An 11,859-nucleotide genomic window follows, 5' to 3' on the forward strand; every position below is an offset into this window, starting at 1 on the left:
ATGAGCAGCAAGCAGACCCGCCGCTATTTCGGCACCGATGGCATTCGTGGCCTGACCAACAGCCCGCCGATGACCGCCGCCATCGCCCTGAAACTGGGCCAGGCCGCCGGGCGGCATTTCCTGCGGGGCAGCCACACGCACCGGGTGGTGATCGGCAAGGACACGCGGCTTTCGGGCTACATGATGGAATCGGCGCTGGTTGCCGGCTTTACCAGCGTAGGCATGGATGTGACGCTGCTCGGCCCGATGCCGACGCCGGCGGTGGCGATGCTCACCCGGTCGATGCGGGCCGATATCGGCGTGATGATTTCGGCCAGCCACAACCCGTTTCACGATAACGGCATCAAGCTGTTCGGCCCCGATGGCTATAAACTGTCGGATGACGACGAGATGGCGATCGAGGCGTTGCTGGAGGAGGAGATTCCGCTCGCCGAACCGCGCGCCATTGGCCGGGCGCGGCGCATTGATGACGCGCAGGGGCGCTATATCCACTTTGCTAAGGCGACTTTCCCCGAACATCTGCGCCTGGATGGGCTGAAGATCGTCATCGATTGCGCGCACGGTGCCGCCTACAAGGTAGCGCCCGCGGCCTTGTGGGAACTGGGTGCCGAAGTGATCGCCATCGGTGTCGCGCCGGACGGTTTCAACGTGAATGACAAGGTGGGATCGACCCATCCCAAGGCGCTGCAACTGAAGGTGCTGGAATCGGGCGCCGATATCGGCATCGCGCTGGATGGCGATGCGGATCGGTTGATCGTTGTGGATGAACGCGGCCAGGTGGTGGATGGTGATCAGCTGATGGCGCTGATCGCGTCACGCGCAGCGGAAGCCGGCACGCTGAAGGGCGGCGCACTGGTGGCAACCGTGATGTCCAATTTGGGGCTGGAGCGGTTTCTCGCCACGAAGGGCATCGCGCTGCACCGCGCCAATGTGGGCGATCGGCACGTGCTGGAACTGATGCGTGATCGCGGCTGCAACGTGGGCGGCGAGCAATCGGGGCATATCATCCTTTCGGATCACGCGACCACCGGCGATGGACTGGTGGCAGCCTTGCAGGTGCTGGCCGCGCTGGTGGGTTCGGGCAAGCCGGCAAGCGAGCTGCTGCACCTGTTTGATCCGCTGCCGCAATTGCTGAAGAATGTGCGCTTCAAGGGCGGCGCGCCATTGGAGGCCGACAGTGTGAAGGCCGCGATTGCTGCGGGTGAGGCGAAACTGGCCGGGCAGGGGAGGCTGCTCATTCGCAAGAGCGGCACCGAGCCATTGATCCGCGTGATGGCCGAAGGCGAGGACAAGGCGCTGGTCGGCCGCGTGGTGGATGATATCTGCGCGGCTGTTGCGGCAGCGGCCGCCTGATGCTGGAACTGCGGCCCGATTGCGAACGCTGCGGCGTCGATCTGCCGGCGGATGTGGGCGGCGCGCTGATCTGCTCGTTCGAATGCACGTTCTGTGCGGATTGTGCGGCGGGGCCGCTCGACGGGCGGTGCCCCAATTGCGGTGGCGATCTGCAAGTGCGGCCGTTGCGGGTGGGTGCGGCGCTAGCGAAATATCCGGCCTCCGCGGAGCGCAAACATGGTCGCTAGGATTTTGGCCATCGCCGGGTCGGACAGTGGCGGCGGCGCCGGCATCCAGGCTGATATCAAGACGATCACTGCATTGGGCGGTTACGCGATGACGGCGGTGACGGCGATCACCGTGCAGAATACGCTTTGCGTGAGCGCGTTGCATGCAATTCCGCCGGAAATCGTGGCGGGGCAAATCCGCGCCTGCATCGATGATATCGGCGTCGATGCCATCAAGATCGGCATGCTGGGCAATGAAGCCACCATCAACGCCGTTGCCGATGCGCTTGAGGGTTGCCGCGTGCCCATCGTGCTCGATCCGGTGATGATCGCAAAGGGCGGCGCGCCGCTGATTGAGGAGGATGCCGTATGGGCGATGATGCAGCGCCTGTTACCGCTGGCCAGCGTGATCACGCCGAACGTGCCCGAACTTGTCGCGCTGACCGAGACCGAGGTGGAGGACGCCGCCGACATGCTGCTGGCGGCGCAGGAATTGCTGAATGCGGGCCCGCGCGCGGTGCTGGCCAAGGGCGGGCATCTGGAGGGTGACCAGCTGACTGATTGGCTGGTGACGCGGCAGGGGCATTTGGCGTTCACTGATACGAAGATCGAAACCCGGCACAGCCACGGCACCGGGTGCACCTTGTCTGCAGCGCTGGCGTGCAGTCTGGGGCAGGGGCTGGCCTTGCCCGAAGCGGTGAAACGCGCACGGGCATTTGTGCGGCAGGGACTGGAACGGGCGCCGGGGCTCGGCCAGGGACACGGGCCGTTGGGCTTTTATCCGTTGCCCTGATGCTGATCGCTGGGGTTGACGAGGCCGGGCGCGGGCCGTGGGCGGGGCCGGTGGTGGCTGCGGCCGTGATCCTGCGTGGGAAGGTCCCTACGGGCCTTGATGACAGCAAAAAATTGAGTGCTAAGCGGCGCGAGGCGTTGTTCCATGCGCTGCAGGCCAGCGACTGCCTGATCGGCGTTGGCCAGGCCAGCGTGGCCGAAATTGATCAGATCAACATCTTGCAGGCGACCTATTTGGCGATGACACGCGCCGTCGAAGCCTTGGGCGAAGTGCCGGCGCATGTGCTGGTTGACGGCAATCGCCTGCCGAAGTGGCGCTGGCCGGCCACCGCAATCATCGGCGGCGACGGCTGCGAGCCGGCGATTTCGGCGGCCTCGATCATCGCCAAGGTGACGCGTGACCGGATCATGGTCGAACTCGATACCGCGCATCCCGGCTATGGCTGGGCGACCAACCAGGGTTATGGTGTCGCGGCGCATGCCGATGCACTGAACAGATTGGGTGCAACGCCCCATCACCGCGCCAGTTTTGCGCCCGTGCGCGCCGTTCTGCAGCGACTGCGGGAAGAAACTTCGGGGTGAGTCTTTTGGGTCACACCACTAGGGGTTGAGTCCGCGTGTCCCGCCCGGACTCAAGATGTGGGTTTGTTCCCCTTTTGATTCCGGAATATGACGAATCGAGGAATCTCATTGATTCCAAATGATTCTTGACCGTGAATCCCATCTGAATCATCACCGCATTGTCTTTTGGAGCGCGTATGATGAAACATTTCCGGTCATCTGATCATCGTGATGCCGAACGGCTGCTGGTGGATACCGGCCTGGCCGGCAAGGCCCGCGCGCCCAAGCTGGAGACCGATCGCATCCTGGTGGGTGACTGCATCGAGATGATGAACAGCCTGCCCGCCGGCAGTGTCGATCTGATATTTGCCGATCCGCCCTATAATCTGCAGCTGGGTGGCGATCTGGCCCGTCCGGATGGCAGCCATGTCGATGCCGTCACCGATGATTGGGACAAGTTTTCCAGCTTTGAAACCTATGACGGTTTCACCCGCGCCTGGCTGAAGGCGGCGCATCGCCTGCTGAAGCCAGATGGCGCGATCTGGACGATCGGTAGCTATCACAACATCTTCCGCGTTGGCGCCGCGTTGCAGGACGAAGGCTTCTGGATCCTCAACGATATCATCTGGCGCAAGGCCAACCCGATGCCCAATTTCAAGGGCACGCGTTTCACCAACGCCCATGAAACCATGATCTGGGCCGCCAAGGGCGAAAACAGCCGCTATTGCTTCAACTATCACGCCATGAAGGCGATGAACGATGATCTGCAGATGCGGTCGGACTGGACGATCCCGATCTGCACCGGCGGTGAGCGGCTGAAGGACGGTGCGTCCAAGGCCCACCCGACGCAGAAGCCCGAAGCCCTGCTTTATCGCATTCTTGTCGCCTGCACCCAGCCGGGTGACGTGGTGCTCGATCCCTTCTTCGGCACCGGCACCACCGGCGCTGTCGCCAAGCTGCTCGGCCGCCGCTGGATCGGCATCGAACGCGAGCCGAAATATGTGCGAGTGGCGAGTGAGCGTATCAACAATCTGCTGCCGCTTGAGGGCGGCGACATCAAGATCAGCGAAGGCAATCGCAGCCTCGCCCGCATCCCGTTTGGCAGTCTCGTCGAGAGCGGCTACGTCCGCCCTGGCACACGCCTGTGGGGTCCGGGGCGGCGTGTGGGCGCAAGCGTAAGAGCTGATGGCAGTCTGGACATGGCCGGCACGACCGGATCCATCCACAAGATGGGTGCGGCCGCGCAAGGCCTGCCAAGCTGCAATGGTTGGACCTTCTGGCACTTCGAGGACGACGATGGCCGGCTGGTTCCGTTGGATGCCAGGCGGCAGGCGTTCCGTCACGCCACTGCTGTGGACGGCTGACGCCTGGCATCCATTTTCCGTTGGCATTTTCGCTTTTGCCAATTGCGTATCGTTCCCCTAACACACGTGCAGCCTGACGGGCTGTGGCATCAACTGCCGCAGCCCGTTGCGTATGCCGGCCGCTGTGGCTAAGCCGCGCGGCAACCGACCTGTTGGGGAGAATGACGCGTGACGTTCAAGGCCATATTGGCGCTGGCCACCGGCCTGACCATGTTTGCCGTTCCGGCGCTGGCTGCCGATACCAAGCCGCAGATCGGCACGTTTGGTTTCGATGTTGCCGGCATGGATACCAGCGTGAAGGCTGGCGACGATTTCGTGGGCCACACTGCCGGCAAATATATGGCCGCGCTGGAAATTCCGGCTGACAAGACCAATTTCGGCATGTTCACCAAACTGCGTGACCTGTCCCAGGAACGCACCCGCACCATCATCGAAAAGGCCGCCGCCAGCGGTGGCTCGCCGGGCAGCGAAGCCCAGAAGGTCGGTGATTTCTTCGCCAGCTTCATGGATGAAGCCGCCATCGAAGCGAAGGGCATCGCCCCGCTGAAGCCGCAGCTTGATGCCATCGCAGCCATCGCAAGCAAGGCCGATTATGCCGAACTGGTGGGCCGCAATTTCAAGCTCGGCGTGCCCGGCCCGATCTTCATGTGCGTGGGCCCGGATCGCAAGAACCCGGATCGCTTCGTCGTGCAGGCTGGCCAGTCGGGCCTGGGTCTGCCGGATCGTGACTATTATCTGGACGACAAGAACGCATCGTTCGTGGCGGCTCGCACCAAGTACAAGGCGTACATCGCCACCATGCTGGGCCTGGCCGGTTACGACAATGCCGCGGCCCGTGCCGAAGGCATCTTTGCGCTGGAAACCGCGATTGCGAAAACCCACTGGACCTGCGTGGAGCGCCGTCAGGCCGAAAAGACCTATAATCCGGTGCCCGTCGCTGAACTGCCGAACCGCTTTGCCGGGCTTGATTGGAGCCGCATGATCGCCGGCAGCAGCATCCCGGTGCAGGGTGAGGTGATCATCGCCAACCCCAGTGCCGTTGAAGGCGCCGCCAAGGTGATTGCCGCTGCCGATCTGGCGGTGTTGAAGGACTATATGGCCTTCCACACCATCTGCGATGCCGCGGCCTTCCTGCCCAAGGCGTTTGTCGATGCCAATTTCGACATGTATTCCAAGACACTGGGCGGCCAGCCGGAACAGGCGCCGCGCTGGAAGCGGGGCGTGGACATCACGTCGGGCGTGCTCGGCGAAGCGCTGGGCAAGCTGTATGTGGCCGAATATTTCCCGCCGGAAGCCAAGGCCAAGGCCGATGCGCTGGTGAAGAACATCATCGCTGCTATGGATGCCCGCTTGGCCAATCTGGCGTGGATGGACCCCAAGACCCGGGTGGCTGCGCGCGAGAAGCTCGCCGCGTTCACGCCCAAGATCGGCTACCCGGACAAGTGGCAGGATTATTCGGCGCTCACCATTGTTCGCGGCAATGCCAAGCGTGCGACCGAGTTCGAGTTCAACGAATCCGTGGCCAAGCTGAACAAGCCGGTGGACCGCAGCGAGTGGTTCATGACGCCGATGACGGTGAACGCCTATGCCAACCCGACCTGGAACGAAATCGTGTTCCCGGCCGCAATTCTGCAGGCGCCGTTCTTTGATCCCAATGCCGATGATGCCGTAAACTATGGCGGCATCGGCGCCGTGATCGGCCACGAAATCACCCATCATTTCGACGATCAGGGCCGCAAATATGACAAGACCGGCCGGCTTGCCGATTGGTGGACGGCTGAAGACGTGAAGCGCTTCAAGGAGGGCACCGACAAGGTCGTGGCCCAATATGGCGCTTACGAGCCGGTCGCCGGCAAGAAGGTGAACGGCGAGCTGACCCTGGGCGAGAATATTGCCGATCTGGCCGGCATCACCATCGCCTATGATGGCTGGAAGCGCAGCCTTGGCGGCAAGAAGCCGAAGGCTATCGATGGTTTCACCGGCGATCAGCGCTTCTTCCTCGGTTTCAGCCAGGTGTGGCGCCAGAAATATCGCGAGCCGGCGCTGCTGCAGCAGCTGGTCACCGATCCGCACACGCCGGGCCATTTCCGCCCCTACGTGGTGCGCAACATCGATGCCTGGTACAAGGCGTTCAACGTGAAGCAGGGCGAGAAGATGTACCTGTCGCCGGAAGAGCGCATCAAGCTGTGGTAAGGCGTTATTATCGCCCGATACTGAGTGAAGGGGAGGGGCTGCCGCTTGCCGGCGGCCCCTTTTCGTTTGCGCGTGCCGAGGTGCTGACTCGGGCCGGGAGCGAGGGACTGGTGGACGCGGCCGATGTGCCGGATGACTGGCGGGAGCGGCTGACGCGGCCACGCCCGTTATTGGCCCGGTTCGATCAACAACTGCCGCTGGTGATGGGCATCATCAACATCACGCCCGACAGTTTTTCCGATGGCGGCCGCCATGATGCGCCAGATGCCGCGATTGCCGCTTCCCGCGCCATGCATGCTGCCGGTGCTGCACTTATCGACGTGGGGGCGGAATCCACGCGGCCGGGCGCGCCGGAATTGCCGGTTGCTGATGAACTGGCGCGGCTTGCGCCCCTTTGGGCCGGGCTGGCCGGGCTGCCGGTGTCGATCGACACGCGCAAATCGCCCGTTATGGCGGCCGCGCTCGATGCCGGCGCGATGATCGTCAATGATGTCAGCGCGCTGGGCCATGATCCGGCGGCCATGGCGCTGGTCGTCGCGCGCGGTTGCACGGTGATCCTGATGCACCACCAGGGCACGCCGGAAACGATGCAGATCGCGCCGCAGTATGACAACGCCCTGCTCGATGTGTTCGACTGGCTGGAGAGGCGGATTGCCGCAGCCGTGGCCGGCGGGATCGCACCCGATGCCATCATCGCCGATCCCGGCATTGGTTTCGGCAAGGGGCTCAGCCACAATCTCGCACTGTTGCAGGGGCTGACGCTGCTGCACGGTTTGGGCGTGCCGATCCTGCTCGGGGCCAGCCGCAAGTCATTGATTTCCAATCTGGCGGGTGAGGTTCCTGTCGAACAACGCCTGCCCGGCAGCCTGGCGCTGGCGCTGGCGGGAGCGGATGCTGGGGTGCAGATCATGCGCGTTCATGATGTGCCCGAAACCGCCCAAGCCCTCGCGGTTTGGCGAGCCTGCCATCCCGCACGGGCCTGAGCGGGCATTTGCCCCTTCACAGCCGCGCCGTGTCTGCTAACAGGCAACCTGCACAGGTTGCGGTTTTGCAACCAGCCACTGCAATTCAACGAGGGTTTCGCCGGTCATGGCCAGCAACGAACAGCAGAACGACAGCCACCGTTCCACCTACGAAAGCTTCACCGGCTTTACCAAGTGGGGCACGATCTTCGTGATTGTGGTCGTGGCTTCGCTTTACGTGTTCCTGGTCTGATTGCAGCGCAGCTTTGGGGGCGAAACCATGAAGATCGCGGTGCTGAAGGAAGCCGGCGGCGTTGAAACGCGCGTCGCGGCCACCCCGGAAACGGTGAAGAAACTGATGGCTCTTGGGGCCAGCGTGGCAGTTGAAACCGGCGCCGGCTTTGGTGCCAAGATCAGCGATGCCGATTATGCCGCCGCAGGGGCCACTGTGGCGCCGCGCGCCGACGTGATTGCCGGGGCCGATATGGTGCTGGGCGTGCAGGGTCCGGCGCTGGCCGATTTGCCCGGTATCAAGGCCGGCACGATTCTGGCCGCCATCCAGTCGCCCTTCAGCGATCGCGCCAAGATCGACGCTTATGCAGGGGCCGGCCTGATCGCCTATGCGATGGAATTGATGCCGCGCACCACGCGCGCGCAATCGATGGACGTGCTGTCCAGCCAGTCCAACCTCGCCGGTTACAAGGCGGTGATCGATGCCGGCGAAGCCTATGGCCGCGCCTTCCCGATGATGATGACGGCGGCCGGCACCATTTCCGCCGCGCGCGTGTTCATCATGGGCGTTGGCGTTGCCGGCCTGCAGGCCATCGCTACCGCCCGTCGCCTGGGCGGACTGGTCAGCGCCACCGACGTGCGCGCCGCCACCAAGGAACAGATTGAATCGCTGGGCGCCAAGGCGATCTTCGTCGAGAAGGTGGTGGGCATCAGCGGCGAAGGCGCCGGCGGCTATGCCACCGAAATGAGCGACGAATACAAGGCGGCGCAGGCCGAGCTGGTATCGTCGCACATCGCCAAGCAGGATATCGTGATCACCACCGCGCTGATCCCGGGCCGGCCGGCGCCGCGCCTGGTCACCGATGCGCAGGTCGCTTCCATGCGGCCGGGAAGCGTGATCGTCGATCTGGCGGTGGACAGCGGCGGCAACGTCGAAGGCGCCGTGGCTGGCGAAATCGTCGAGCGCCACGGCGTGAAGATCATTGGCCACAAGAACCCGGCAAGCCGGCTCGCGCCCGATGCATCGGCGCTGTACAGCCGCAACCTGTTCAACATGATCAACGCCTTCTGGGACAAGGAGGCGAAAGCCGCCGTGTGGCCGGCCGATGATGACATCGTGAAGGGCATCAAGCTGACCGAGGGCGGCGCTGTCGTCCACGAACGGCTGTTGGGTTAAGGGGCACGCACATGGATTTCCTGTCGATCCTGTCGATCTTCGTGCTGGCGGTGTTCGTCGGCTATTATGTCGTGTGGTCGGTCACGCCGGCGCTGCACACGCCGCTGATGGCCGTGACCAACGCCATTTCATCGGTGATCATCGTCGGCGCGCTCATCGCGGCGGCAGCGGGCGCCATCACCGATGGCGGTGGCCTGTCGCAGTGGCTGGGCCTGCTGGGCGTCGTGTTGGCCAGCGTGAATATCTTTGGCGGCTTTGCCGTCACACGCCGCATGCTCGCCATGTACAAGAAAAAAGAAAAGAAGCCGGCGGCTTCGAAGTAAGGGCAGGGGCAAACGACCATGGAACACGCAGTCGCCGCTACCCCGGCCTGGGCCGTTTTGGCCTATCTCGCCGCCGGTGTGCTCTTCATTCTCGCCCTGCGCGGGCTGTCGTCGCCGGAATCGAGCCAGGCGGGCAACCGCAATGGCATAATCGGCATGGCGCTGGCCGTGGGCACCACGCTGGCCCTGCACCCCACAGGCCTGCTGCTGATCATTGGCGCCATCGCCATCGGCGGCGGCATTGGCTGGGTGATTGCCCAGCGCATCCAGATGACGGCGATGCCGGAACTGGTCGCCGGCTTCCACAGCCTTGTCGGCATGGCCGCCGTGCTGGTCGGCTGTGCGGCCTATCTCAATCCGGGCGCGTTCGGCATCACCGATGCCACTGGTGCGATCCTGGCGGTGAGCCGCGTGGAAATGGGCCTGGGCGTTGCCATCGGGGCCATCACCTTCTCCGGTTCGATCATCGCCTTCCTCAAGCTTTCGGGCCGCATGTCCGGCTCGCCGATCCTGCTGCCGGGCCGCCACATCATCAACCTTGGCGTGCTGGCCGGCATCATCGTGCTCACCGGCGTGTTTGCCTTTGATACCGCTGCCGGCATGGGCCAGGGACCGCTGATGTGGATCATCCTGGGCCTCAGCTTCATCATCGGCGTGACGCTGATCATCCCGATTGGCGGCGCGGACATGCCGGTCGTCATTTCGATGCTGAACAGCTATTCGGGCTGGGCGGCTGCGGCAATGGGCTTCACCCTGCAGAACACCGCAATGATCATCACCGGCGCCCTGGTCGGTTCGTCGGGAGCGATCCTGTCGTACATCATGTGCAAGGCGATGAACCGCAGCTTCATCAGCGTCATCGCTGGTGGCTTCGGCGCGGATTCCGGTGGCGGTGGCGGCGACAAGGCATCTGGCCCGGCCAAGAGCTACAAGGCCGGTTCGGCCGACGATGCCGCCTTCATCATGCAGAATGCCGAAACCGTGATCATCGTGCCGGGTTACGGCATGGCGGTCTCCCAGGCCCAGCACGCGCTGCGCGAAATGGGCGATCTGCTGCGCAAGGAAGGCGTTTCGGTGAAATACGCCATCCACCCCGTCGCGGGCCGCATGCCCGGCCACATGAACGTGCTGCTGGCCGAAGCCAATGTGCCCTATGATGAAGTCTTCGAACTGGAAGACATCAACAGCGAATTCGGCCAGTGCGATGTCGCCTTTGTGATCGGCGCCAACGACGTGACCAACCCGCTGGCCAAGACCGACAAGACGTCGCCCATCTATGGCATGCCGATCCTGGACGTTGAGAAGGCCAAGACCGTGCTGTTCATCAAACGCTCCATGGGCGGCGTGGGCTATGCCGGCGTGGACAACCCGGTGTTCTATGCGGACAACACCATGATGTTGCTCGCTGATGCGAAGAAGATGGTGGAGAATATCGTCAAGGCGCTGAACGGCGGGGGCCACTGAGCCAAGCCCTGCGGCAAGACCGTACGACAAATGAAAAGGGCGGCCTTCGCAGGCCGCCCTTTTTCGTTTCACCGACGGAGCATCTGTCTCACGCCGCCGGCTTCTCGCTCCACAACGCCGGAAACAGCCGCTTGAAGCCTTCCACCTTGGGAATGTCATTCCACACGATATAGGGCTGTGTCGGGTGGGCACGCAGATAATTCTGGTGATAGCCCTCGCCGGCATAGAAGGGCTTGGCGCCTTCGAACGTCGTCACGATCTTCGGCTTCCAAGTGCCGGCCTTCTCCAGCTGCGCCACATAGGCGCGCGCAATCCGTTCCTGCTCCGCCCCGCGCGTGAACAGCGCGCTGCGATACTGGCTGCCGCTGTCCGGGCCCTGGCGGTTCAGCTGTGTCGGATCGTGCGCCACGGAGAAGAAGACCCTGAGCAGCGTGCCGTAGCTCACCACCGCAGGATCGTAGGTCACTTCCACCGCCTCGGCGTGGCCGGTCAGACCGCTGCCGGTGACTTCATAAATCGCCGTCGCACGCGCACCGCCGGCATAGCCCGACACGGCGGAGCGAACGCCCTTCACCCGTTCGAACACGCCTTCCACGCCCCAGAAGCAGCCGCCGGCAAAGACCGCCTTCTGCAACCGGGCTTTTGTGAGCGGCGCATCAATGGCCGGGGCCGGGGCCAGCACCATGCGCTCGGCGGCGCAGGCGGGCGTGGCGAGGGCTAGTGCGATCAGCAGGCGCTTCATGCCGATTTCTCCGGAACGAAGTTGAGCGACAGGCCGTTGATGCAATAACGCAGCCCCGTCGGCTTCGGCCCATCATCGAACACATGGCCCTGGTGACCGCCGCAGCGGCTGCAATGCACTTCGGTGCGCACCATGAAATAGCTCTTGTCCACCGTGCTGCCGATCGCGGTCTTGTTGATCGGCTGCCAGAAACTGGGCCAGCCGGTGCCGCTTTCGAATTTGTGCGCCGAACTGAACAAGGGCAGCGCGCAGCCGCGGCACACGAAGGTGCCGATGCGCTTTTCCTTGTTCAGCGGCGAAGTGAACGGGCGTTCGGTGGCCTCCTCGCGCAGCACGGCATAGGCATCCTTGCCCAGCCGCCGCCGCCATTCATCCGGTGTGTAGCTGACGGCAAAGCGGCCGGCCGCCGCGAAGGCGGGCGCTGCAAAGGGAATAGCGGCGATGAGGCCGAGGAGGCTGCGTCGTGTGGTCATGCCTTCATATACGCAAGA

Annotated in this window: 13 protein-coding genes; 11 read left to right on the forward strand and 2 right to left on the reverse strand. The window is 63.6% G+C overall.

Annotation, left to right across the window (positions count from 1 at the left end):
• The 11 genes from glmM to G566_RS0101080 all read left to right on the forward strand — a co-directional run bounded on the left by glmM (position 1) and on the right by G566_RS0101080 (position 10,626).
• Entirely contained in the window at positions 1–1,353 is a 1,353-nt protein-coding gene (gene glmM, locus G566_RS0101030) for a phosphoglucosamine mutase (RefSeq protein WP_022678822.1), read from the forward strand.
• On the forward strand, positions 1,353–1,580 hold the full coding sequence (locus G566_RS0101035; RefSeq protein WP_022678823.1) for a DUF1272 domain-containing protein: 228 nt from the start codon (positions 1,353–1,355) through the stop codon (positions 1,578–1,580). The genes glmM and G566_RS0101035 overlap by 1 nt, the downstream gene beginning before the upstream one ends.
• Complete coding sequence (gene thiD, locus G566_RS0101040; protein WP_022678824.1) at positions 1,570–2,352, forward strand: bifunctional hydroxymethylpyrimidine kinase/phosphomethylpyrimidine kinase; 783 nt, start codon at positions 1,570–1,572, stop codon at positions 2,350–2,352. Before G566_RS0101035 ends, thiD begins: the two co-directional genes overlap by 11 nt.
• A complete protein-coding gene (locus G566_RS0101045) occupies positions 2,352–2,933 on the forward strand; it encodes a ribonuclease HII (protein WP_022678825.1) in 582 nt (193 codons plus the stop codon). The genes thiD and G566_RS0101045 overlap by 1 nt, the downstream gene beginning before the upstream one ends.
• A 179-nt stretch (positions 2,934–3,112) precedes the next feature.
• Positions 3,113–4,276: a site-specific DNA-methyltransferase gene (locus G566_RS0101050; protein WP_272868122.1), complete on the forward strand. Its 1,164-nt coding sequence runs from the start codon at positions 3,113–3,115 to the stop codon at positions 4,274–4,276.
• 168 nt (positions 4,277–4,444) lie between these two features.
• Positions 4,445–6,469 (forward strand): M13 family metallopeptidase, encoded by a 2,025-nt coding sequence (locus G566_RS0101055; protein ID WP_022678827.1) that lies wholly within the window; start codon positions 4,445–4,447, stop codon positions 6,467–6,469.
• Positions 6,463–7,452 (forward strand): dihydropteroate synthase, encoded by a 990-nt coding sequence (folP, locus tag G566_RS0101060; RefSeq protein ID WP_022678828.1) that lies wholly within the window; start codon positions 6,463–6,465, stop codon positions 7,450–7,452. Before G566_RS0101055 ends, folP begins: the two co-directional genes overlap by 7 nt.
• Before the next feature lie 106 nt (positions 7,453–7,558).
• Entirely contained in the window at positions 7,559–7,684 is a 126-nt protein-coding gene (locus G566_RS14965; RefSeq protein WP_022678829.1) for an aa3-type cytochrome c oxidase subunit IV, read from the forward strand.
• 27 nt (positions 7,685–7,711) lie between these two features.
• A complete protein-coding gene (locus G566_RS0101070) occupies positions 7,712–8,839 on the forward strand; it encodes an NAD(P) transhydrogenase subunit alpha (protein WP_029131101.1) in 1,128 nt (375 codons plus the stop codon).
• An 11-nt stretch (positions 8,840–8,850) separates the two neighbouring features.
• Positions 8,851–9,162, forward strand: a complete 312-nt coding sequence (locus G566_RS0101075; RefSeq protein WP_022678831.1) for an NAD(P) transhydrogenase subunit alpha part 2 — start codon at positions 8,851–8,853, stop codon at positions 9,160–9,162.
• An 18-nt stretch (positions 9,163–9,180) separates the two neighbouring features.
• Positions 9,181–10,626, forward strand: coding sequence for an NAD(P)(+) transhydrogenase (Re/Si-specific) subunit beta (locus G566_RS0101080; protein WP_022678832.1), 1,446 nt, complete (start codon positions 9,181–9,183; stop codon positions 10,624–10,626).
• An 88-nt stretch (positions 10,627–10,714) separates the two neighbouring features.
• Here the strand turns inward: G566_RS0101080 and msrA are convergent, their stop codons facing one another.
• Positions 10,715–11,368 (reverse strand): peptide-methionine (S)-S-oxide reductase MsrA, encoded by a 654-nt coding sequence (msrA, locus tag G566_RS0101085; protein ID WP_022678833.1) that lies wholly within the window; start codon positions 11,366–11,368, stop codon positions 10,715–10,717.
• Complete coding sequence (gene msrB / locus G566_RS0101090; protein WP_022678834.1) at positions 11,365–11,841, reverse strand: peptide-methionine (R)-S-oxide reductase MsrB; 477 nt, start codon at positions 11,839–11,841, stop codon at positions 11,365–11,367. Before msrB ends, msrA begins: the two co-directional genes overlap by 4 nt.
• Between the last annotated feature and the right edge of the window lie 18 nt (positions 11,842–11,859).

This window comes from Sandarakinorhabdus limnophila DSM 17366 (assembly GCF_000420765.1).
Taxonomy (GTDB): Bacteria; Pseudomonadota; Alphaproteobacteria; order Sphingomonadales; family Sphingomonadaceae; genus Sandarakinorhabdus; species Sandarakinorhabdus limnophila.

Coding starts and splice junctions, on each gene's coding strand:
- G566_RS14965 (WP_022678829.1), top strand. CDS start 7,559: ATGGCCAGCAACGAACAGCAGAACGACAGCCACCGTTCCACCTACGAA.
- msrA (WP_022678833.1), bottom strand. CDS start 11,368: ATGAAGCGCCTGCTGATCGCACTAGCCCTCGCCACGCCCGCCTGCGCC.
- G566_RS0101075 (WP_022678831.1), top strand. CDS start 8,851: ATGGATTTCCTGTCGATCCTGTCGATCTTCGTGCTGGCGGTGTTCGTC.
- msrB (WP_022678834.1), bottom strand. CDS start 11,841: ATGACCACACGACGCAGCCTCCTCGGCCTCATCGCCGCTATTCCCTTT.
- G566_RS0101070 (WP_029131101.1), top strand. CDS start 7,712: ATGAAGATCGCGGTGCTGAAGGAAGCCGGCGGCGTTGAAACGCGCGTC.
- glmM (WP_022678822.1), top strand. CDS start 1: ATGAGCAGCAAGCAGACCCGCCGCTATTTCGGCACCGATGGCATTCGT.
- G566_RS0101050 (WP_272868122.1), top strand. CDS start 3,113: ATGAAACATTTCCGGTCATCTGATCATCGTGATGCCGAACGGCTGCTG.
- G566_RS0101045 (WP_022678825.1), top strand. CDS start 2,352: ATGCTGATCGCTGGGGTTGACGAGGCCGGGCGCGGGCCGTGGGCGGGG.
- G566_RS0101080 (WP_022678832.1), top strand. CDS start 9,181: ATGGAACACGCAGTCGCCGCTACCCCGGCCTGGGCCGTTTTGGCCTAT.
- thiD (WP_022678824.1), top strand. CDS start 1,570: ATGGTCGCTAGGATTTTGGCCATCGCCGGGTCGGACAGTGGCGGCGGC.
- G566_RS0101035 (WP_022678823.1), top strand. CDS start 1,353: ATGCTGGAACTGCGGCCCGATTGCGAACGCTGCGGCGTCGATCTGCCG.